Annotated in this window: 16 protein-coding genes; 9 read left to right on the top strand and 7 right to left on the bottom strand. The window is 39.9% G+C overall.

Annotation, left to right across the window (positions count from 1 at the left end):
• Positions 1-12: 12 nt before the first annotated feature.
• Both LDB17_RS06710 and LDB17_RS06705 read left to right on the top strand, forming a co-directional pair.
• A complete protein-coding gene (locus LDB17_RS06710) occupies positions 13-984 on the top strand; it encodes a M23 family metallopeptidase (RefSeq protein ID WP_252636758.1) in 972 nt (323 codons plus the stop codon).
• 7 nt (positions 985-991) lie between these two features.
• A complete protein-coding gene (locus LDB17_RS06705; RefSeq protein ID WP_252636760.1) occupies positions 992-1,342 on the top strand; it encodes a MerR family transcriptional regulator in 351 nt (116 codons plus the stop codon).
• 92 nt (positions 1,343-1,434) lie between these two features.
• On the opposite strand, the gene LDB17_RS06700 is transcribed toward LDB17_RS06705, so the two are convergent.
• Both LDB17_RS06700 and LDB17_RS06695 read right to left on the bottom strand, forming a co-directional pair.
• The gene (locus LDB17_RS06700; protein ID WP_252636762.1) at positions 1,435-2,109 is read right to left on the bottom strand and encodes a bacteriophage terminase small subunit; all 675 of its coding nucleotides are present in this window, start codon (positions 2,107-2,109) and stop codon (positions 1,435-1,437) included.
• A gap of 404 nt (positions 2,110-2,513) precedes the next feature.
• Positions 2,514-4,262, bottom strand: a complete 1,749-nt coding sequence (locus tag LDB17_RS06695; protein ID WP_252636763.1) for a phospho-sugar mutase — start codon at positions 4,260-4,262, stop codon at positions 2,514-2,516.
• A 440-nt stretch (positions 4,263-4,702) separates the two neighbouring features.
• On the opposite strand from LDB17_RS06695, the gene mgtE reads away from it, so the two are divergent.
• The gene (gene mgtE, locus LDB17_RS06690) at positions 4,703-6,085 is read left to right on the top strand and encodes a magnesium transporter (protein WP_252636764.1); all 1,383 of its coding nucleotides are present in this window, start codon (positions 4,703-4,705) and stop codon (positions 6,083-6,085) included.
• Between the two features lie 126 nt (positions 6,086-6,211).
• On the opposite strand, the gene LDB17_RS06685 is transcribed toward mgtE, so the two are convergent.
• The 3 genes from LDB17_RS06685 to LDB17_RS06675 all read right to left on the bottom strand — a co-directional run bounded on the left by LDB17_RS06685 (position 6,212) and on the right by LDB17_RS06675 (position 12,121).
• Positions 6,212-8,428 (bottom strand): tetratricopeptide repeat protein, encoded by a 2,217-nt coding sequence (locus LDB17_RS06685; protein WP_252636766.1) that lies wholly within the window; start codon positions 8,426-8,428, stop codon positions 6,212-6,214.
• A 26-nt stretch (positions 8,429-8,454) separates the two neighbouring features.
• Positions 8,455-10,722 carry a cation:proton antiporter gene (locus LDB17_RS06680; protein ID WP_252636768.1) on the bottom strand — a complete coding sequence of 756 codons (2,268 nt, stop codon included), beginning with the start codon at positions 10,720-10,722 and terminating at the stop codon, positions 8,455-8,457.
• A 136-nt stretch (positions 10,723-10,858) separates the two neighbouring features.
• Entirely contained in the window at positions 10,859-12,121 is a 1,263-nt protein-coding gene (locus tag LDB17_RS06675) for a hemolysin family protein (RefSeq protein WP_252636769.1), read from the bottom strand.
• A 257-nt stretch (positions 12,122-12,378) separates the two neighbouring features.
• On the opposite strand from LDB17_RS06675, the gene pheT reads away from it, so the two are divergent.
• Entirely contained in the window at positions 12,379-14,844 is a 2,466-nt protein-coding gene (gene pheT / locus LDB17_RS06670) for a phenylalanine--tRNA ligase subunit beta (protein WP_252636771.1), read from the top strand.
• Positions 14,845-14,896: 52 nt separating this feature from the next.
• Here pheT and LDB17_RS06665 read toward each other — a convergent pair whose 3' ends face one another.
• Positions 14,897-15,535, bottom strand: coding sequence for a YiiX/YebB-like N1pC/P60 family cysteine hydrolase (locus LDB17_RS06665; RefSeq protein WP_252636773.1), 639 nt, complete (start codon positions 15,533-15,535; stop codon positions 14,897-14,899).
• A gap of 108 nt (positions 15,536-15,643) precedes the next feature.
• Positions 15,644-17,665, bottom strand: a complete 2,022-nt coding sequence (locus LDB17_RS06660) for a TonB-dependent siderophore receptor (protein ID WP_252636775.1) — start codon at positions 17,663-17,665, stop codon at positions 15,644-15,646.
• Between the two features lie 515 nt (positions 17,666-18,180).
• Here LDB17_RS06660 and LDB17_RS06655 point away from each other — a divergent pair.
• The 5 genes from LDB17_RS06655 to LDB17_RS06635 all read left to right on the top strand — a co-directional run.
• A complete protein-coding gene (locus LDB17_RS06655) occupies positions 18,181-19,722 on the top strand; it encodes an acyl-CoA carboxylase subunit beta (RefSeq protein ID WP_135105028.1) in 1,542 nt (513 codons plus the stop codon).
• Between the two features lie 18 nt (positions 19,723-19,740).
• Positions 19,741-21,243 carry an acetyl/propionyl/methylcrotonyl-CoA carboxylase subunit alpha gene (locus tag LDB17_RS06650; RefSeq protein ID WP_252636777.1) on the top strand — a complete coding sequence of 501 codons (1,503 nt, stop codon included), beginning with the start codon at positions 19,741-19,743 and terminating at the stop codon, positions 21,241-21,243.
• A gap of 10 nt (positions 21,244-21,253) precedes the next feature.
• Entirely contained in the window at positions 21,254-21,784 is a 531-nt protein-coding gene (locus LDB17_RS06645; RefSeq protein ID WP_252636778.1) for a biotin/lipoyl-containing protein, read from the top strand.
• Between the two features lie 161 nt (positions 21,785-21,945).
• Positions 21,946-22,863 (top strand): endonuclease/exonuclease/phosphatase family protein, encoded by a 918-nt coding sequence (locus LDB17_RS06640; RefSeq protein ID WP_252636779.1) that lies wholly within the window; start codon positions 21,946-21,948, stop codon positions 22,861-22,863.
• Positions 22,864-23,000: 137 nt separating this feature from the next.
• Positions 23,001-24,414 (top strand): succinate CoA transferase (locus LDB17_RS06635; RefSeq protein ID WP_393924950.1); only part of this gene is annotated, 1,414 nt, incomplete at its 3' end.

The raw sequence follows: 24,414 nt of genomic DNA, 5'->3' as shown, positions 1-24,414 counted from the left end.
AGGAACCATAAAATGAAGCGAAAAGTATATTATAGATACAATCCGCAAACACTCACATATGACAGAATTTATCCTAGCCGCAAAGATAGGATAATTGTGGTTTTCCGTCACCTGATATCGGGTATTGTAGTTGGTATAGTCGGTCTGATAGCAGTTACCTATTTCTTCGATACGCCTTGGGATAAAGCTCAGAAGAAAGAAGATGAACTGATCCGTGCACAGTACGAAGTCTTGTCTAAGCGGATGGACGAAGTTATAAACGTGATCGGAGATATACAACAACGAGACGACAATCTCTACAGGGCAATATTCCATGCAGACCCTATCCCCTCCTCCATCCGAAGTTCGGGAGTCGGAGGTATCGGAAGGTACGATTACCTGATGGAGTTGAAAAGCCCCGATCTGATTATACAAACTACAAAGAAGATGGACTTCATCGAAAAGCAAATCTATATACAGTCTAACTCGTTTGATGAAGTGCTCAGCCTTGCCAAAAGCCAAAAAGATCGTCTGAAACATATACCAAGCATACAACCTGTACCCGACAGATACCTGAAACAAGTAGCCTCGGGATACGGCACGCGCATCGACCCTATTTATGGTACAGCCCGCTTCCACGCAGGAATGGACTTTGCCGCAAACATAGGAACACCCGTGTATGCTACCGGCGATGGTACAATAATAGAGGTAGGTTGGAAGCAGGGATATGGTAAATGTATTATGATCAGTCATGGCTATGGCTATGAAACGTTATATGCTCACCTCAACGAATACAAAGTACGCCCGGGACAAAAGGTTACCCGTGGCGAGCTGATCGGAGAAGTGGGCAACACCGGAAAATCGACAGGCCCGCACTTACACTACGAGGTACATGTAAAAGGTCAGCCCGACAATCCGGCCAAATACTACTTTATGGATCTCTCTCCTGCTGAGTATGATAAGATGTTACAAATTGCCGCTAACCACGGACAGGTAATGGACTGATGCTGCTATGAAAATCGATTTCGAAAATAGTAACCGCCTGTACTACTCCCTGCGAGAAGTTGCTTCGCACTTTAAAGTGAACGAATCGCTGCTCCGTTTTTGGGAAGGTGAGTTTGACATCATCAGACCAAGGAAAACAGAAGGAGGTACACGCCAGTACACAAAATCCGATATCGAAAACATTGCCATCGTTTATCATTTAGTAAGAGAAAAAGGTCTTACCCTCGAAGGTGCACGCCAGACCCTAAGACAGAAAAAAGACGAAGAAGCCCGCAAAATTCAGGTTATTCAAAAACTGGAACAAATAAAAAAAGAGTTGATAGATATGGAACGGGAGTTTGACGACTCTATCGATTGAAGTAATCTATATTTTCACCTCACTTTATCTTATTCCTCAAACTATTTCTATAAAAAGTAACAAAAGTAACACATATCCCCTTTTTTCAGTTGTCACCCTCTGTAACGGTATCCGGGAGGCAAGGGTCCTGTGTTCTGGTTGGGAATGGTAACGTGTTTTGGTTTTTTCTTTGGCTGAGGCTCTACCTCCGTATCAGCTTCCTTTATTGCTAAGGGTTTATCTGACGGCTTCATTGGCTGATTGTCTACAACCGCTTCCTCTTTTTTCTTTTGTTCTACCGATTGACTATTTCTAAGATTTTCACGCAAGAGATTTAAACTCTCTGCTGTGGTAGGATCGCGCACCACGATTGTTAAAGCAGGTTCATGCTTATACTCTGCCTCTTTCTCTTCTTTGGCTTCATTTTGCAGCAATACTAGTTTTATAGCATGGGTATCCGGAGCATATTCCTTTTGCCTGACAGTGCGGGATTTCAATACTAACTTTTCAGGATTACTCTTATCGGGAACATACACTGTCCGGGTTTCGGTGAGGGTATAGCCTTCCAGCTTCTTCTTCAACGAATTGCGTGCCAACATCAAGAGTTTGTCGTCTCGAGATTCCATCGCTCTTTCAACAGCCTCGTTAAATTCCGGTTTTGTTTTACGCCATTCATAGAATGTTTTTCGATTTATATTCAATGCATTACATATTTCCGAAATACTATATGTATCTTCTTCGATAAAAGAAATTATCCTTTCTACCAATCGCTCTGTGTACTTTGCCATATCTATTATAAATTAAGTGCTAAGAATAAATTTATTGTCGCCTTTTTTATCATCCTATGTTTTTAAAGGGTCGGTATACTTCGTTGCCTCACAATAATAAAAGACTATAAGACAATAATTATTCTTGATTACTATAATAGATAAAATTGGACAAAAATGATAAAGGGGAATTTTGAAAGGAAAACAGGGTTCTTGCTATTCTATATTGAAATCGTTCATACGAGATTGTTCGTTTTATTCAGGATAATAGGCTGTATTTCTGAAGTATGAACAGTGGCTTGTCCCTACCCATTTATATCCGGACAACGACAAGGGATTGCTTCTACATACGCATATAAGAAAAAGCACCTCCAAGTCTGATTTATAGACTTAGAGGTGCTTTATATTTATTCTTCAGGCAATTCTTATATGCCCAAATCTTTACATACTTGTTCTATTTTCTTTTCAGTAGCAGCATTCACTGCATCGTATTCTTCACGTGATTTCAATTTATCCTGAACTTCAATGTAGAACTTTATCTTCGGTTCTGTTCCCGAAGGACGGATTGACACCTTCGTTTTATCCTGTGTAAAGTATTGAAGTACGTTCGAAGTGGTAGGCATCTCGAGAGTATATTCTTCATTGATGCTAAAATCTTGTGCCTTCAATGTCACAAAGTCTTTGATCAATATCACTTTCGAGCTGGCTATTTCTTTGATCGGATTTTCTCTGAAATTCTTCATCATCGCTTCTATTTCTTCAGCACCGCTTCTACCTTCTTTCGTTACCGAAATACCTTTCTCTTTAGAGAAACCATATTCTACATAGATGTCCTGAAGCATTTCGTACAATGTTTTTCCGTTGTCTTTTGCCCATGCGGCGATTTCGCCAAACAAGATAGCAGCAGAAACAGAGTCCTTATCACGTACAAAGTCTTCGGCTAAGAATCCATAACTTTCTTCACCCCCACCTATATAATTACGCTTGCCTTCCAGTTCACGCATTACTGCAGCGATCCATTTAAAGCCGGTGTAACACTCAAACATCTCCACGCCATTCTTCTCAGATACAACCTGAGTCAAAGCACTGGTAACGATTGTACGCACTGTATAGTCTTTCTTTGAGAGCAATCCCAATTCCTTACGGCGTGTGATTATATAGTAGATAAGGATAAGCATTGTTTGGTTACCATTCAGCAAGATAAATTCTCCTTTATCGTTGCGAATACCTGCACCAAAACGGTCAGCATCAGGGTCGGTAGCAAATACCAACTCGGCATTTGTTTCTTCTGCCTTTTTCACGGCCAATGCCATAGCGGCAGGATCTTCAGGGTTTGGAGATATCACTGTAGGAAAATCGCCACTCAACACATCCTGTTCGGGTACGTTGATAATATTGGTAAACCCGCATTCTTTTAATGCTTTCGGGATAATTGTAAATCCTGTGCCATGCAGAGGCGTATAAACAATACCGATATTTGCATGACGCTTGATCGAATCGGGAGAAAGAAGCAATGTTTTCAAGTCCTGTATATAGGCATTGTCCATATCCTTGCCGAGTATTTCGATCAGCTTTTTATCACCGCCTTTAAATTTGATCTGATCCACTTTCACTCTGTTCACCTCAGCGATAATGCTCTTATCATGCGGAGGAATAACCTGCGCACCATCTTCCCAATATACCTTATAACCGTTATATACTTTCGGGTTGTGAGAAGCTGTAATCATTATACCACTCTGACAGCCTAGCTTGCGGATAGCATACGAAATTTCGGGAGTAGGCCGTAAGTCTTCGAACAGATATGCCTTGATTCCGTTTGCAGCAAAAATATCTGCCGAAATTTCGGCATACAAACGGCTATTGTTACGACAATCGTGGCCGATCACTACTTTTATTTCTTTTAATGAAGAAAACTCCTTCAATAGATAATTAGCCAGCCCTTGTGTTGCACCTCCGATTGTGTATATATTCACGCGGTTGGTACCCACACCCATAATTCCGCGAAGTCCTCCTGTTCCAAATTCAAGATCTTTGTAAAAAGATTCTATAAGCTCCGTTTTATCTTCTTGATCCAACAATGCCTGAACTTCTTTTCGTGTATCGGCATCGTATTTTTCCGACAACCATGTTTTTGCTTTAGCTGTTACCTGTGCCAGCAATTCACTGTTTTCCATGCTTTCTTCTTTATTTTAGTTTTATATTGATCTAAACAAAAATGCGAATAACAAAAATAACAATTTTTTGCTTTGAGGGGGTAAGAAGATATAAGAAATATAGTCTTTCTCCACACTCCGACCAATCATATCCTTTAACCTATTGATTATTCACACAAAACTAAATAGGTGAATACTAAAAACATAATAAAGTATAATAAAAGCTAATCACTCCGCATGGCATCCATTTAAGAAAAGTTCTTTTTGGCGGTTCTCGAAGAAAGTATTACTTTTGCAGCGGTTTTAACGCCCCCTACTCATTTGGGCTAGTATTCACTAAAAATTAAGAATCATGGACGAAGACCCGTATCCGAGTTACAGAAACAAAACTAAATTATTAACCTCTCTGTAAAGGGTCTTATTGTGATTTCCTTACAGAGATAAAGTAAGGAGATTACATCATGAGTGAAATAATAATCCGCCTCCAACAGCTTATTGAAGACAAAAGCTGGAAAATCGTAAAACAAGAACTTAACAACCTCGATTCTGTTCAGATAGCAGAAATCATTGCCGACATACCAAAGTCTGATCAGATCATTTTATTCCGCCTCTTGCCACAAGAATTGGCAAAGGAGACTTTCAAACGCCTTTCTCACGACGAAAAAGAAGATATAATCGAAGGACTGGCTGTTAACATCAATGTCGTAACATCTCTTCTTAATGATCTTGATCCGGACGACCGTACAGCCTTCTTTGAAGAACTGCCGGGCGAGGTAAGCCAGCGTCTGATGCAGATACTATCGGACGAAGAAAGAGAAATCACCACCAAGCTACTGGGCTTCCCAAAAGATAGTATCGGACGTCTGATGACACCCGAGTATGTTGCTGTAAGACCATACTACACAGTAGAACAGGCTATAAACCATATCCGTAAATTCGGAAGAGACTCCGAAACACTGAATGTAATATACATCGTAGATGATAATTGGAAGCTTATCGCCGATATCCGCATCAAGGAAATAATTTTGGCTTCTGCTAACCAGACCATCGGCGAGCTTAGCGACAATCGGCTTATCTCGCTTAACGCATACGACGACCAGGAGGTTGCCGTAAAAATATTCTCCGACCATGACCGTGTAGCTTTACCCGTAACCGACACCAACGGCACACTGCTGGGCATTGTTACCATCGACGACGTGATGGATGTGGCTGAAGAAGAAAGCACAGAAGACTTCCAAAAGTTTGGGGGTACAGAAGGACTAGACTTGTCATATACCAAAACCTCTCTGACTGAAATGGTCAGAAAACGTGCCGGATGGCTAGTTGTCCTCTTTTTAGGAGAGATGCTCACAGCATCAGCAATGGGGCACTTCGACGAAGAGATAGAGAAAGCCGTAGTGTTGGCCTTGTTTGTTCCACTAATCATTTCAAGCGGAGGTAACTCGGGTTCGCAAGCTGCCAGTCTTATTATCCGTGCATTGGCACTAGGCGAATTAAAGCTCAAGAACTGGTGGTATGTGATGAGAAAAGAGATTTTATCAGGTCTGCTTTTGGGTTCTATCCTCGGTGTAATAGGTTTTACCCGAATATTTATATGGCAAGAACTGGGCTTATACGACTATGGTGAATATTGGGTATGGGTTGCTTTGAGTGTGTCCGTTTCGCTCATATTCATTGTTTTGTGGGGAACGTTCTCCGGTTCGATGATCCCCCTCATGCTAAAGAAAATAGGATTAGACCCCGCTACTGCATCAGCTCCGTTTGTAGCAACGCTGGTGGATGTTACCGGACTTATCATCTATTTCTCTATTGCAGCTATGTTCTTAAGCGGAAAACTACTCTAACAAACTAATTATATTATAAAGTAAAAAGCGGCTGGCTTAAGTTTATCTCTTGTCATACTGAGCAAGATGAATAATTTAAGCCAGCCGATCTTTTTTTATATTATATTATTCAAAAACACCTTCAATCTATCCGACTCCGTATTTGATCTGATCGAATAAGAAAGGGAATATTTTTGCGTCTACGCCATGATTTAATAGACTTTCTCTGTCTGCATCAAACAACATTGCAAACAGCTCGAAGTCATTATCTTTGTATACAGCTTGTTTATAATGTTCGATAGCTTCTTTCATATTACCGGCGCAGAGGTCTACATGTCCGGCATTCAGAAAATCGTGTATCGTAGGTTTTCTTTCTAAAATTTGATTGTAATATTTTTGAGCTAACTCGTATTTCCTCAACAGGAATGCAGTCCACGCAATAGGACGCTGCGCTTTTGTGCCCTTAGAGTCTAATAGCTCTACCTTAAAATACGTATTCAAGGCCTGCTCATAATCGTTCATCTCCAGATAGCAATGTCCTATATTCAGCTCCGTGTTTATATTATCAGGATTCAGTTTTGCTGCCTTCTGATAGTAGTACAATGACATATCCGGCTTCTTCAATGTTCGGTATATCTGTGCTATACGTCTTATGATCCACGAATTATCGGGTCTCAGCACATCTGCCTGCAAGTAAGCAGCCAAAGCACCGTCCTGGTTGTTGAGCATTTGCTTGCAATACCCTATTTTTTGCCAGATATCATCATTCTGACTATCAATATCAATCAAACGATTGAAAACATCCAATGCCTCACTGAAATTATTTTTGTCGAAACAATACTGAGCAATCTTCCTCATACTTTCCTCATCGGATATCAATGGAGCAATAGACTTCTTGTCATAGAAATTCAAATTCAGCTTGAATACGTCAAAGAAGTTGTTGCGATATGGATGCAATTTAAAGAAACGATACAGATCTTGAATATATTGATTTGAGGTAACTTCGTCATCGATAGTAGGATTCATTGCCTGTGCCTCTTTTTGCAGCTGCTTTATCTCTTCCGATTCGGCACCCATACGCCCCATCATCATATCCCGTTGTGCAGGAGATATCTGTAACAGGCTCAAACAGAAAGAATACTTATCCGAGTTGCACATATGCCCCGAATCGAGAACGGCAGTCTTCAGCAGATTACTTCCGCTATCTTCGGGAAACAGGCTCATAAGCTCAGAGTACGAAGGATCGAAAGGCATAAACCAATTGCTCATTTCGGAAAAGAAAGAAAAGTGCTTTAATCCCGAAAATGTAGAATGAAACACATCAGCACCTTCCATTTGCAAATTGGAATATTCCTGTAACTTTTTACCAAGTCCCGATTCTTCAAGCTCCTTTTGCCATTCAGGATTTTTTTCCGAAAAGTCTGTATCACCGCCCATCAGCTCTTCCATATTCAGTTTGCGACCGGCCAGATTATTAAACTTCATCATCTCTGGCAAAATCTCCTCTCTGATTTTCTTGCTAATCTGTTCCGTCTCGCGCGAACGAATCAACTGAATGACAACACGGCGAACAGCCCTGCGGAATTCCTGATTTTCGGACATAATATCCAATTGGTTTTGCAACTCAGGATACAATGACCAACGCACATCGTACATCTGCATGACAATCACAAGACCTACAATAGCCCTTACACGCAGTTGCATATTGTCGGAAAAAGAAGTATACATCAACACCTGTACTTTTCTATAGTCGAAACGATGGAACAAGCTTAAAGACAATGCAGACAACAACAAGCTCTTTTCTCTTACAGGCATCACCTCGTTTTCGAGAAAAGAGATATAATCATTATAGTCGCTTTCTTCGGCTCGGGGAGAGACATATACTTTGGAGAATAAATCGGAAGCTACACGTTCACGCCTTACCGCCAAATCGAGCTTTCGCTGGTTCTTTTCTTCTCCCGCCTCTAGCAAATCGACTATAGACATAGAATCGGAGATATCCTTCAACTGCATCAAATAATCAGGCAGCGTATTTGTCTTTAATCTGTTTATCCGATACTTCTCATAAAATATATTGGTCGACTCTGTATTTAACAGTTCATCGGCAACATCGTCTGTCAACTCATATAGAGATCTTAGGAGATTACGATACACATTATCCCGTTCGGTATCTTCAACACCTTCAAACAGGTAATGAAGCATATATTTGTAGTTTGTCTCCAGTTCGCTCAATGTTTCAGACACTTTCCAATCCTGAAGGTTTACGACCAACTTTGTCAGTGACTCAAACACATCTTTCAACTGTCTTTTTGACAGGTTTTGAAGTATTTCTTTTTTAAGAGCTATTATATCGCGACTGTTCATTCTTTAATACTATGTATGGGTTATGCTCAATTAGTCATTATCAGTGTAGAAGGAGCATCACGAAGCAAGTTAGGTTTTTTCACATCCAGTTCTTTCCAACTATTGAGACTAATCAAGATCAAATCTTGTTTCATCAATATATCACTATCTACGGGTATATTGTTGTTCCACAGCTGAAACAGGTATGGGTTCACAGCTTTTATCGCCTTTACAGACTTTACAAATTCTATCGAGTTCTCGGCCAATCCTACACGATCCCATAATGATATTCTCACGTATGAGTTCTCGGCCAGCCTTTCCATAAAGTCACCCATAAAAATATCATCCTCATCCAATATAGGAACAAAAATGTTACGGATAGTTATTAATCCTCTATCAATAAATATGCCAACCGGCATATTCGTCTTCGAAATAATAGAGCGGGTACGATCATCGAACGGAGCATTGAATGTTCCTTTTTTTCTGATCTTGTTCTGCACGATAGAAAAGATATAATCGGGAACATAACTCAGAGCATTGGAGAAACGCCCTAGAAACCTGTCGGAATATGTATATCCTTTATTCCCAATCAAAAGGAAATCGTATTCTCCTTTGTTTGCAATTTTTATAATACTGTTCTGAAAGTTGTTTGTAACCTCAAACATCGTGTTTACATCCTGTTGCAAAGAGTGAGCCTCCTCCTTAACGGGCTCAAAAACACGATCTTCTTCCTCATCTATATTGTATTGATGCATCGGACTACCTTCCGTCAAGTGCAACAATGTCAGATCAGACTGTGACTGTTTTCTTTTTATCAAACAGCTTGCCAAAAGCAACAGCTTGCGCCCTGTTTGAGGGCTTGAAAAAGGCACTAATACTTTAAATTTCTTTTGTGCCGATATTTCAGAATAATTTTCGTTTCGTTTAAATATCTTATCCAAAATATTTAAACTAGGCGATGTCATAAACGTGGTAACCAATGCCATAATCACCATCATGGCAAATAGTTCGGGCGTTAATATTCCTAAGTCGAGACCGATGTTTAAGACAACGAGCTCCATTAAACCTCTGGTATTCATCAATGCGCCTATCACCAAACTGTCTTTCCAGTTTTGTCCCACAAAGCGAGCAGCCAAGGCGCTACCCAAAAATTTACCGGTTACGGCAACCGCAATCACAATAAAACATACTAGCCACAAATGTCCGGTATTTAATAAACCGATTTCGGTTCTCAATCCGGTGAAAACAAAGAACAGAGGCAATAAGATTATTAGTGTTACATATTCTATCCTTTCGGTCAGAAGATTACGTAAACGGATATTCGATGGCATTATAACCCCTGTAAGGAAAGCCCCAAACAAAGCGTGAATACCGATAGCCTCGGTAGTATATGCCGATAAGAACAATATCAATATAAAGCCACCCATTATGGTTTTGGACATCCCTTTCGAATGGTGGTTATCTGCAATATTTTTTAAGATGGGGCGAACAACCTTAAACATAATAAGTACATATACCACAGCCATTAAGATCACATATAGCGAACTGGTGAAAGTTCCGGCTTTGGCTATCGCTATCACTGCGGCAAGCAAACACCAAGCTGTGATATCGTCTATGGCTGCACAGGTAATAACCATTGGCCCTACCGGCGACTTATTAATTCCCTTCTCATGTACAATACGTGCCAAAACGGGAAAGGCTGTTATACTCATCGCAATTCCCATAAATAGTGCAAACGAAACAAACCCGGAATGCGCATGCGTAAAGTCTTCATATATAAAATATGCCAGTAATGCTCCTAACGTAAATGGAAAGACAATGCTCGCATGACTTATGATTACGGCACTGTGAGCCCTGTTCTTCAACACATTCAGATTCAACTCCATACCCACAATAAACATAAAGAGTATCAGCCCTACCTGACTCAACAAGTTGATATTCACAAGCGAAGATACAGGAAACAGAAATTGGGAAATCTCAGGAAAATATAAGCCTAATAAAGATGGACCTAATACGATCCCTGCCGCTATTTCGCCAATCACAGAAGTTTGACCGATTTTTCGACATATCCAGCCAAAAATTTTCACCACCAGCATTATTACAATTATCTGCAACATCAGGATAGCGAAAGGAACACTTATATTATGCAATAAGCTTTTGCCAAATTCGCCCCATGCGGTTTCTCCTGTTGTTTGTTCAGAGATGGTACGTCCTACCTCCAGATTATTTTTACCAAGTTGAAGTATAATAAGTAATATGAGAGAGAATGACCCTATCGATATAATGTAAAAAAGTACATTCTTTAATTTTTTCATACCTGTTCTCCGTTAACAACCTTAATTAATTATAAGTACCATATAATAGTTTTGCCTAAGCGAAGACAAAATTATGGTTTATTTTCGATTCCTTTCCTACTTTACTTAAATAGCGTATATATAAGCATTATATATATTAATTTTTTTTAACTAGTATTTTATCTATACGAACGCCATCCATATCTACAATTTCGATTATAAAAACTTTCCATTTCAGAATCTCTCCGGTCTTCGGTATATGTCCCAGTTTATCCAGTATCAGACCACTTACTGTATTGTAGTCGTATTTGTTATACATATCTCCCATTCTGAAATAAACAAGAAAATCGTAGAATGAGCATTGCCCATCTATAAGACAACTTCCATCCTGACGCTGTACGATTGCCGGCTCTTCCTGCGGATCTAACAAAGTACCGACCAATGCTTCCAGAATATCTTTTAATGTAACAATTCCCCTCACCGCTCCAAATTCGTCGCAAACAAGAGCATAGGATATATGATTAGCCTTCATGTCAGCTAGGGCACTATACACTTCCATACTTTCAGAAAAGAACTGAACAGGACGTACAACAGTTTTCACATCAAAGTCGGGAGATTCGATCTTCCCAAACATATCCTTCAGATAAACAACTCCCAACACATGATCCAAATCTTTAGTTCCTACAGGATATTTATCAAAGGGGTATTTATGTATAAGCGTCACGATCTCATCATTTGTCATATCCGTATCTATCCATACAATATCTCCCCGATTGGTCATAATAGATTCCAAATCCCTATCGCCCAGATTAAAGACACGCTCTACGATTTCTTTTTCTACATCCTGTACTTCACCGTCTTCGGCTCCTTCAATTACCATCGACTTAATTTCTTCTTCTGTAACTTTAGACTCGGACAGAGAAATACCCAGCATGCGAAATATTAATGCCGAGCTTTTGGATAACAGCCATACAAAAGGAGATACAACGATAGACAAATAATGCATCGGGCGAGCTATAGCTTTAGCGACTTTCTCTGCCGAACTCATCCCAATACGTTTTGGCACCAATTCGCCAAGAACAATTGTGAAATAAGTAACTATTATAACAATACCAAACCGAGCTAGCGGATATGCATAGTTTGCAGAAAGCCCCAGATTGATAAATAATGCCGATACATCGCCGGCCAATACATCTCCCGAATAGAGCCCCGTGAGGATACCGATGAGTGTAATTCCCACCTGAACAGTAGATAAAAAACGATCGGGATTTTCGGACAGTTTTATTGCAGTCTGAGCAGATTTACTGCCTCGTTTTGCTTCCGTTTTGAGACTTGATTTACGTGCTGAGATAACAGCAATTTCGGACATTGAAAAAACACCATTCAATAATATCAAAAGAACTATGATTGCGATTTCCATATATTTTATTAATATTCGTCAAGCGAAGGTAAAGATATTACAAATGCAAAATACATTTATTTGATATTTATTAAGAAAGTTTGAAAATCCGTTCAATCTTAATTGCTTTGTTTGGGATCACTCCTAAAGGAATAAATACGTGAAACAGGATATAACCCACTTCTCAAATAAATGATTCGATAGACTATATTAACAACCGAATGAAATAAATTTTGTATTTTTGACGGACTTTTTCGAAAAAATAAAAACATTAATATATGAACATCTCGTACAACTGGTTAAAAGATTATCTTGACTTCGATTTATCCCCTCAGGAAACTGCCGATGCCCTGACATCTCTCGGTCTCGAAACCGGCGGTGTAGAAGAAGTAGAAACAGTAAAAGGAGGTCTCGAAGGCCTAGTGATAGGTGAAGTACTCACTTGTGTAGATCATCCCGACTCAGACCACCTGCACATCACAACGGTAAACGTTGGGCAAAGTGAGCCACTACAAATAGTGTGCGGAGCTGCAAATGTTGCCGCAGGACAAAAAGTGGTGGTTGCATTAGTAGGAACAAAACTATATTCGGGCGATGAGTCTTTTACGATAAAGAGATCTAAAATGAGAGGTGTGGAGTCGCTTGGCATGATATGCGCCGAAGACGAGATAGGAATAGGTACAAGCCATGCGGGAATCATCGTATTACCAGCCGATGCTAAGGTAGGTACTCCGGCAAAAGAATATTACAACATACAGAGCGAATATATTCTCGAAGTGGATATTACACCAAACCGTATAGACGGAGCTTCACACTTTGGAGTTGCCCGTGATTTGGCTGCATATCTGAAACAAAACAAACTAAAAGGGTCACTGAAAAGTCCATCAGTTGAAAGCTTTCAACTGGATGAACCAAACGGCGGTGTACCTGTAAAAGTAGAAAATACGGAAGCCTGCCCACGTTATGCAGGAGTAACAATAAAAGACGTAAAAGTTTCCGAAAGTCCCGAGTGGCTTAAGAACAGGCTTACTTCTGTAGGCTTGCGCCCAATCAATAATGTAGTAGATGTTACCAACTATGTATTGCAAGAACTGGGACATCCATTGCACGCATTCGATGTGGCTCATATCTCGGGAGGAACAGTAATTGTAAAAACCTTACCGGAAGGAACTAAGTTCGTTACACTAGATGAAGTAGAACGTACACTTAGCGAGAGAGACTTGATGATATGCAACGACAAAGAAGGCATGTGTATCGGTGGGGTATTTGGCGGATTAGATTCGGGGGTTACGGAAAAGACTAGCGATGTTTTCCTCGAATGTGCATACTTCAACCCTACATGGATACGCAAATCGGCACGTCGTCATGGATTAAATACCGACGCTTCGTTCCACTTCGAACGTGGCTGTGATCCGAACGACACGATTTATGTATTGAAACGTGCTGCGTTGTTGATACAAGAACTTGCAGGAGGTAAGATAGTAGGCCCGATACAAGATATATATCCTAACCCTGTAGCAAAACCTACAGTAGAGCTGTCGTACGATAAAGTTAATAGCCTGATAGGAAAGGTTATCGAAAAAGAAACTGTAAAATCTATCCTCGAAAGTTTAGAGATTACAATAGAGAAAGAAACGGAAGATACGCTTAGCCTGTCTATCCCTACCTATAGAGTAGATGTATTGCGTGATGTAGATGTGATCGAAGATATATTACGTGTCTACGGATATAACAACATCGAAATAGGCGACAGCCTAAAGTCGAACCTTTCGTACGAAACACCTACAGACAAAAGTTATGACTTACAAAATCTGATCTCCGAGCAATTGACAGGTAGCGGATTTAAAGAAATAATGAATAACTCGCTTACAAAAGAAGCTTATTATTCAGACTCTCAATTATACCCTGTGGCTAACAGCGTACGAGTTATCAATCCGCTCAGCAACGACCTTAATGTGATGCGTCAAACCTTGATTTACGGAGGTTTGGAGAGCATTGCATACAACCGTAATCATCAGAATCCTGACATCAAATTCTATGAGTTCGGGAACTGCTATTTCTATGATGCTTCTAAGAAGGTGGAGGGTGAAACTTTAAAAGAATACAACGAAGAGTTTCATCTTGGCTTGTGGCTTAGTGGAAACAACATAAGCAATAGTTGGGCAGCAGGCGATGAAAAGACATCCGTATATCAACTAAAAGCGTATGTTGAAAATATATTAGCCCGTTTGGGTATCGCAACCAACAGGTATGAATACGTACAGACATCGAACGAAATATTTACAGCAGCTTTAGATATACAAGCCAAGGGAAAAGGTAAATCTCTGGGCGTATTGGGTATAGTTAACAAGAAAGTGCTGAAATCGCAAGACATTAATGCAGAAGTGTTCTATGCCGAACTAAACTGGGATAGCCTGATGAAAGAGATCAAGAAGCATAGCATCACTTACACGGAAATATCAAAGTTCCCGGCTGTAAAACGTGACCTTGCTCTGTTATTGGATAAGAATATCCTTTTCGATCAGATAGAGAAGATAGCATACAAAGCCGAACGTAAGTTATTAAAGAACGTTTCTTTGTTTGACGTATACGAGGGCAAAAATTTACCCGAAGGCAAAAAGTCTTATGCAGTAAACTTCGTTATTCAGGACGATGAAAAGACTCTGAATGACAAACAGATTGATGGCATCATGCAAAAGATACAAAAATCGTTAGAAAGCGAATTAGGTGCACAGTTGAGATAAATCTCAAACTAAAATAGATGAAATAGGCTGCTTCGTAAAGCAGCCTATTTTTTTAATAATAATGTACAATATCTATTACCTCCGATCGTGACATTGCTCCGGGATTTATACCAAGCTCACCCTCGGGTACAGGAAGATGCAGTTTATTGAAATACTCCTTCCAACCCTCTGTTATTTCATCCGAACCGGGAGATTTGAATGTCATAACATTAAGAGGAAAAATCGCAGTCCCGTTATTTGCTCTTAATAATATCTCATAAATAAATTCGGAACAATAATATTTATCGTTATTCATCACAAAGCCATCGTCATATTCTTTCCCTACCAGCGTAAATCCTTCTTGTATTGCCCGGGATATACAATATTGATATTCTGCCTTTAACCTCCCCACAACAGATACTGGATAGCAACCTTTATTATTTTCGGGATAGAGATATTCATGCAAAGGAGTAACAGTAACTCTGGGATGAGTGGCTTCGATTATATAGATGCTGTCATTTTCATCTATATAGACCATACCCACATGGGTAAAATGATATTGATCGATACTCGATGTTACTTCCTTTATTGCTTTGCCCATATCTCCCGAGCAAGACTCCTGAAAAATAAGGTCTCCTGCTTGCAGCTTAAAGTTATCGGCTGAAATATGAAATGGAAGCAATAGGAATAAAATAAGAACAATTGTTTTCATATTATTGAGGTATGTAGAAGGATTGCCTGTTGCTATAAGAGATGTTTCACTCCTGTTTTCAGTATAACAAAACACTATGTCTATGACAACAGACAATCCCTATTAATTCTATCTAAAAGTATAACTAATACCACCCATCAACCAAAAACCCGGCTGAGGAATATTCCCTCTATCAAAATAATGAGTATTGTACAGATTATTCATACTCAAATTCAACTGTAGATCATTATACTTGTAATTAAGCTTTAGGTCGAGTGTAGAGAATGCCGGATAATGCTCATTACCAACCTTCACCAGATTTTCATACTTTTCATAAAATCCCATCCGTTTTTGAAAACGGAAATACCAACCTGCTGAAAATCCTTTATAAATTTGATGATGAAACTGTGCCGTAAACTTATCGCGCAAGTAATTCAAGCTATACAATGATATCATATTTTGCGCATCGCTGGTCTGATGCATACGTGCATAGTCAAGAGATATGGAAGATTGCTCGCCTAATACTGGGAACACATCTGCCAATCGAAATTTCACTCCCATTTCAACGCCTTTTGTATCTACTTTTGTAAGATTCCACGATGCCCATTTTGTATCATCCGCATTCACCTTTACCCAGTCTATCATATCTCGTCCCCAGAGAAGAAAGCCTGTGAGATATGCAGAGAAAAACGATTTATTGTATTTGAAGTTAAGATCGAGAGACTCTGACTTCTCTGGTTTCAATCCGCTGTTTCCGTTGTGGGTTTCTGTTGTATAATAAAGATCAGTAAAAGTAGGCATCCGTGTCGATTTGCTCCACGATGACGATATATTAAAGTCTTCTACAGGCCGATATGTAGCGCTCACCGAGGGGTAAAACCTATATTTACCACTCAACAATGTGTTATGATTCATCAAAACACCTGCAGACAACACAATTTTTTCGATACTTAAAGTATGCTCGAATGCCACACTAGCGTTGGTGCGGTCATCATACATTTTATATTTCCGGTGAGGCTCTACCATCGGTTTTCCTAATAGTGAACTCATTGTATCTTCTTTTCGCAAGTCTCCGCCCAAGCTGGTAATCCCCAATCGGGATTCATAGCTAAAGATAAGATTCGCTCCATAAGTGTCGTTCCGGTGATAGTTGCGCCCCTTGTCGGTATCCTTGATCAAGTCAAACTGATCGTGATGCCTGTCCCAATATACAATGGGAATTATTTTGAATTTAGAACCAAACTCTCCTTTCAGAGACCCCATATATGTGCTTGTACGCTCATACTGATTGGGATACTTCGCCGAATAGAAAGTATTAGCTCCATATTTTTTATCGTTATAACCTAATTGCAGGTCAATTTTAGACTCGTTAAGTCTGAAACGTGTTTGCCACAACACATTATACAGATCATAGTCGCTATTGGCTATATAACCCGAAGAAGAGTTATAGCCTACCGACAAACTATTTGTTGTTATGCCTGCTTTTGCCACACCACGTACTTCCATGCCACGCAACTTGTGCATGCCCGACTCTACACTGGCATAAGCTTTATAATCTGCACTTTTCTTTGTAATAATATTGATCCCCCCCGAAAATGCACTGGCTCCGTATATCAGGGCTGATGGGCCGTGAATGATTTCGATACGTTCGATGTCGGAAAGATTGATTGGAATGTCGAAACTGTAGTGTCCTGTGTGGGGGTTGGAGAGATTTACTCCGTTGAGAAGTACTGCGTTTTGATCGAATGTGCCACCTCTGATCGAGATATCGGCTTGTACACCATGTCCGCCTCGTTGAATCACATCTATGTTAGCGGCGTAAACTAACAAGTCTTGAATACTCCGGACGGGCGCCTGCTCTATTTGCTCTTTAGTGATTACTGTTACCAGCTTGGCTGTTTGGTTGATCGGCATCTCTACCCGCGATGCCGTCACCATCACTTCATCGAGCTCTTTCTCCATCACTTTTTGTTGTTGCTCGTTACTTGTAGTTTGTGCAGATGCGAGCGATACATGAAGACATGTAAGTGCACATCCTGTCACAACCCCAATGTTAACAAGCCTGTGCATACTGTTGAATGCACTGTAGGCTTTCCGCAAAAATCTTTTAAAGCGATAAGCCTGCTGTTTGTTTACTTGTTTTTGATTCATTTTGTTTAGTTAATTAATAATAAAATGTCGCTGCAAAAGTAAAGAAATTCTACACAACTTCACCTATGTATATCAGCTAGAATTATAGAAACAACAGTCTACAGCTTAAATAATTTAGAGCAAAGTAGTTTAAACATCAAACACTTAGAGAAAGGAATAGTCAAGAAGAAAATATTTTAAAAATCTATGAAATCAAACCATATTTTAAATAGAGTGCAAATTTGATAGACATCGTTCAAAAAGAATATAAGAAACTAATAATAAAACACATATAGAGAATGACTCTATTCACATTGTATCCAATAAATACTCAAACCTCCACTGCTCAGGAGAGGTTCTGTAATTGATAATTTTTATGCAGTTCAACATTCAAATAAAATATTTCTATTATATTTACTGTTTTGAACTAACATGAAATACGAAGGAAACAAAATAAATAATGAACAATACCATTATTTTCTACAGAATTAAGAGTTTATTATTCCAACCAAAAGTATCTTAATAAATACATAAAAATGAAGAAATCATACGAACAGTTCATTGCTCGTCAAGAGCTCTTGAAGAAACAATATGACGACACATATTACCAAAAACAACATCAGCGAGGCAAACTAACTGCACGCGAACGTATCCTTCTTCTATTCGACGAAGATACATTTGAAGAAACAGATGCTTACGCCCCTCCTGCAACATCCTCATTCGGAAAAACAGTAAAAGCTTTTGGAGACGGAGTGATTACAGGATTCGGAAAAGTTAACGGACGTTTGGTGTATGCATATTCACAAGACTTTAATGTACTTGGAGGCTCTCTTGGAGCAACCCATGCCGCAAAAATAGCCAAAATACAGGACATGGCTCTCAAAACAGGTTCGCCAATGGTGGGACTTATCGACTCGGGAGGCGCACGTATACAGGAAGGTATCAGCAGCTTGGATGGATATGCAAGTATATTCAAAAGAAATGTGCTTTCCTCTGGCGTTATACCTCAAATATCAGTAATAATGGGACCTGCTGCCGGAGGTGCAGTATACTCCCCTGCCCTCACCGATTTTATATTCATGACTGCCGACACAAGCTATATGTTTGTTACAGGCCCTAACGTGGTGAAAGAAGTACTCAACGAAACAGTATCCACCGAAGATTTGGGTGGAGCATCTGTACATGCTTCAAAATCGGGAGTAGCTGACTTTGTATATAGCGACGACGAAAATACAATATTGGGCGTCAAGAAATTACTATCCTACCTCCCATCAAATAATATGGAGAATCCGCCGCTCACCGAACCGGCAGAAACGGCAACACGGGATGATGAGCAACTCCGAAATATTGTACCCGAAGATCCGGACAAGCCTTACGATGTAAAAGAAGTAGTGAGATTGATCGTAGACAATGGTGACTTTTTGGAAATATCGGAAAACCATGCGGCGAATATATTTACAGCATTTGCCCGTATCGATGGCCGTGTTGTGGGAATAGTAGCCAATCAGCCCAAAGTAATGGCAGGGACACTCGATACACACTCTTCGGTAAAAGGAGCACGTTTCATCAATATTTGCGACGCATTCAATATACCAATAGTAACACTGGTGGATGTTCCAGGATTCCTTCCGGGAACCGATCAGGAACATGAGGGCATTATCCGTCACGGAGCAAAGCTTTTGTATGCTTATACATTTGCCAATGTACCCAAGATAACAATCATCCTTCGAAAAGCATATGGTGGGGCATATATCGTAATGAACAGCAAAGGAATCGGAGGCGACTTTAGTTTTGCATGGCCAACTGCCGAAATTGCAGTAATGGGACCTGACGGAGCTATTGCCATTCTCTTCCGCAAGGAATTGAACGAAGCGGAAGATCCGGCTCTACTGAAAAAAGAACTTACCGACAAATATCGAGAAGAGGTTACAAATCCGTATATAGCAGACGAAAAAGGATATATAGATGAAGTGATAGACCCTGCTGTAACCAAACAGAAGATTGCTTCGAGCCTTAAAGCTCTTGAACGCAAAATTGAGTTACGTCCTAAGCGTAAGCATGGTAATCTACCTTTGTAATACTTAAAATTGTATCTGATGAAAAATAAAAATAAGATAAAATCAATTCTTATTGCCAACCGTGGAGAAATCGCTATCCGAATAGCGCAGACCGCCAAGAAAATGGGCATAGAATCTGTAGGTATACGCACAGTAAAAGAACCTGATGCATATTATCTGACTCAGGTAGACCGCATCGTCAATTTTCCGGATAGGGAGATAAACGAAACGCCTGAATTTTTGGATATAGAATGCCTGGTGCTATTAGCTAAAAGAAACAAAATAGACGCTATCCATCCCGGATACGGATATCTATCCGAAAATGCAGAGTTTGCGACCCGCTGTACAGAGGAAGGAATTATTTTCATAGGACCTTCGCCACGTATCATACAGAATATGGGTGACAAGATCACTGCAAAGAATATCGCAGCTAAAGGCAATGTACCCATGCTAGGGGGTAGCAACGGCAGTGTCAGCACACTGGACGAGGCTATCGAAATTTCAAAATCGATTGGTTTCCCTGTAATCATAAAAGCTTCTGCCGGAGGTGGAGGACGAGGGATGCGCATTGTACGCAAACAATCAGACCTCAAACAAATGTATCTGTCCGCTTCATCCGAAGCACTCGCTGCATTTAGCAACCCATCTGTATTTATAGAAAAGTATTTGGAGAATCCGAAGCACATTGAAATACAAATAGTAGCCGACACCCACGGTAATATTATCCACCTGGGAGAAAGAGAATGTTCGGTACAACGCAAACATCAGAAGTTGCTCGAAGAAGCCCCTTCTCCGGCTCTGGACGATGAGCTGCGGAAAAAGATGACCGATGCTGCTGTTTCACTTGCAAGAGAAGCGAAATACATAAGTTTGGGAACAGTAGAGTTCTTACTTGATAAGGACAAAAACTTCTACTTTATGGAGATGAATACCCGTGTACAAGTAGAACACCCTGTAACCGAAATGATAACAGGATTAGACCTTATAGAACTGCAAATACGAATTGCCAACGGAGAAAAACTCCCGATTACGCAAGACGATGTAAAACTCAACGGATGGGCTATCGAATGTCGTATCAATGCAGAAGATGTGCAAGCTAATTTCTCACCTTGTACAGGTATCATCAAGGCAATGAGCTTGCCAAAAGGAAGCAACACCAGAATAGATAAAGGCGTAGTGGTGGGCTCTGAAGTTACTCCTTTCTTCGACTCTATGATTGCCAAATTAATTATTCACGGAAAGGATCGGGATACCGCCATTGCAAGAACAATCAAGGCTCTCAATAGATTCCATATAAAGGGTATAAAGACAACAATACCGTTCGACAAAGCTGTATTGCATAACAAAACATTTCAAAAAGGTGATTACAATACATCCTTCATCGAAAAACAATTAGACTCACTCGTATATCGTGAGAAAGATGAAGACCTCTTTGCAGCACTGTTCTCTGCCAATCAGTTTAAGAAACAAAACGAGGCACTTACAGAGAAGAAAGAAGAAACAGACCCTTGGGCTATGAGAAACAGGATTAATAATATGTAATACATCGATTATGAAAAATAAACAACATAAACCAATCATAGCTTTAGATAAGAATTCGAACAAAACATTTGATTTCCTTATCGATGAAAATGGAAAATATACACACAATTCTAAAGAGCTGGACTTCAAAATAGAAACTACGCCTGATGGTTTTACCGCAATGACAGTGAATGGGCTTACCTATCCTGTAGAAGTAATAGCCCAGCACCAGAATGAATATGAATTGCTGGTGAATGGTGTCAGTTATGTATTTTCGATTGAGTCTCCTTTTTCGTTGGAGCGTAAGAAGCTATTGGCCAACTTACTAAGCGAATCTACTACGATACGGCTAAAAGCTCCTATGCCGGGTAAAATACTCGATGTATTGGTGAAGGCCGGCGATACGGTAAAGGTAGGCGATACTCTTTTGATCTTGGAGGCCATGAAAATGCAAAATGCGATCTTGGCAAGCACCAAAGGTATCATAAAAAAAGTATTGGTAAAGAAAGGCGATACGACAAGCAAAAGTGATTTATTGATAGAATTGGAGAAAGAAGTATAATAAAAAAATAGGTTCTCGCTTCTAGTATCAGCAACAATAAATTTCATTTCGACTACTTAATATCTTTTACGATATGTAGTATATAATATAACCTGCTTCGGCGGGTTATTTCCTTTTTATGGGTTAAATTTGTACTCAAACAATCTATAAATGTCCAAAATATGAAAAAAACACTTTTAGGGATTATCCTCCTTTGTTTATGCTCTTTTATTTTTGCCCAAACTCTTAATGTAGCCACGTACAATATCAGAAATGATAATCAAGGTGATGCCAACAAAGGCAACGGATGGGCAACCCGATGTCCTGTTATTGCCAACCTTATAGCCTATAACGATTTCGACATCTGGGGTTCACAAGAAGTAAAACACAATCAGCTGATAGACTTGCTCGATGCATTGCCACAATACAGCTATGTAGGTGTAGGTAGAGACGACGGGGAAACCGAAGGTGAGTATGCTCCCATCTTTTTCAAAAAAGATAAATACAAAGTATTAAAGTCGGGACATTTCTGGATGGCAGAAAAAACGGATGAGCCAAACAAAGGCTGGGATGCTGCACTTCCCCGTATTTGTACATGGGTACAACTGAAAGAAACAAAAGGCAAACTTAAGTTCTGGTTTTTCAACCTGCATATGGATCATGTAGGAGTAATAGCCCGTGAAGAAAGTGCTAAGCTGGTACTGACTAAGATAAAAGAAATGTGCGGCAATGATCCTGTAATCTTAACCGGCGACTTCAATGTAGATCAAACACACAAAAGCTATACATTACTAAGCACATCGGGAATCCTTACCGACTCATACGACCGTGCAGCAGTGAGATATGCACTGAACGGAACATTCAATGCTTTCAAGCCCGATCTGCTAACAAGTAGCCGTATCGATCATATCTTTGTAAGCCCAAGCATGTCTGTAGAACGCTATGGTGTATTAACCGATACCTATCGTACTCCAAGAGATGGTGAAAACAACATCAAAACGGGTGATTTCCCGAAGGAATATTCCTTCAATGGATGCGATATACGTTTGCCTTCAGACCATTTTCCGGTGTCTGTAAAACTCATATACAAGAAAAAGTAGGAATAAACCGCTATATTTCAATTTTTAATGTTAATCTCTAGTTGTTCAGTTAATAATTTTGTACTTTTGCAGCGCCAAAGAGAAGGTGTTAAAAATCAACTTTATACAATTTATTTAATCATACTTTTAGAAAAGACATGGCTTTAAAATTTATGACTGCTGATGAGGCAGCCGCACTTATCAAACACAATGACAATGTAGGATTTAGCGGATTTACTGCCGCAGGATGTCCTAAGGTAGTACCAGTAGCGTTAGCTAAAAGAGCTGAAGCAGAACATGCAAAAGGGAATCCATTCAAGATAGGAATGTTTACCGGAGCATCTACAGGCGATTCTATCGACGGGTCACTGGCTCGTGCTCATGCAGTTAAATTCCGTACACCGTACCAGTCTAGTAAAGATATGCGAAATGCTATCAACAGCGGGGAGGTTAAATATTTTGATATGCACCTTTCTCAGCTTGCTCAGGAAATACGTTATGGCTTTTTTGGACAAGTGGATTTTGCTATTATCGAAGCGTGTGACATTACCGAAGACGGTGAAATAGTACCAACATGCGGTGTAGGAATCACACCTACTGTAGCTCGCCTTGCTAAAACTGTAATTGTAGAGCTTAACAGATGGCATCCGAAAGAAATGCGTGGTATACACGATATTGCAGAGTTGCCAAACCCTCCACACCGTAGAGAGATCGGGGTATATTCTGTAAAAGACCGTATGGGTACCGACTGCGTAAAAGTAGATCCTAGCAAAATAATCGTTGTAGAAACAAATACGCCGAACGAAGGTGGTGGCTTTAGCCCTGTAGACGAAATAACAGCAAAAATCGGAGAAAACGTTGCTAACTTTTTCGTTAAAGAAATGGCTGAAGGCCGTATGCCTAAAACATTCCTTCCTGTTCAGTCGGGTGTAGGTAATATTGCAAATGCAGTATTGGCAGCAATGGGTCAAAGCAAAGAAATACCTGATTTTGAGGTTTACACAGAGGTTATTCAAGATGCAGTAATCAGCTTGATGGAAAGCGGACGTGTAAAATTTGCAAGCGGATGTTCGTTAACAGTAAGTAACCCTGTTATCGAAAAGATCTACAAGAATCTGGAATTCTTCAAAGAAAGACTTGTACTTCGTCCTTCTGAGTTTTCTAACAACCCGGGTATTGTGCGTCGCTTAGGTATTATCGCTATTAATACAGCTCTGGAAGCTGATATATATGGTAATATCAACTCTACTCACGTTACAGGCTCTAAAATGATGAATGGTATCGGTGGTTCGGGAGACTTTACCCGTAGTGCTTATGTATCTGTATTTGTAACTCCGTCAGTAGCTAAAGATGGCAAAATCAGTGCATTTGTTCCTATGGTATCACATCAGGATCATAGCGAGCACTCTGTTAAAATCATTATCAGTGAATATGGTATTGCAGACCTTCGCGGTAAATGCCCTAAAGAAAGAGCAGAAGCGATTATCGAAAACTGTGTTCATCCGTCATATAAGTCAACAGGAGTTTGTCCTTGTTCGCTGCGTGCTAGATATTCTCTTAACAATGGACGAT

This window comes from Dysgonomonas sp. Shenzhen-Wh21, from assembly GCF_043392705.1.
Classification (GTDB): Bacteria; Bacteroidota; Bacteroidia; order Bacteroidales; family Dysgonomonadaceae; genus Dysgonomonas.
The sequence above is the reverse complement of the archived record's forward strand: the minus strand, read 5'-3'. Positions and strand labels throughout refer to the sequence as shown.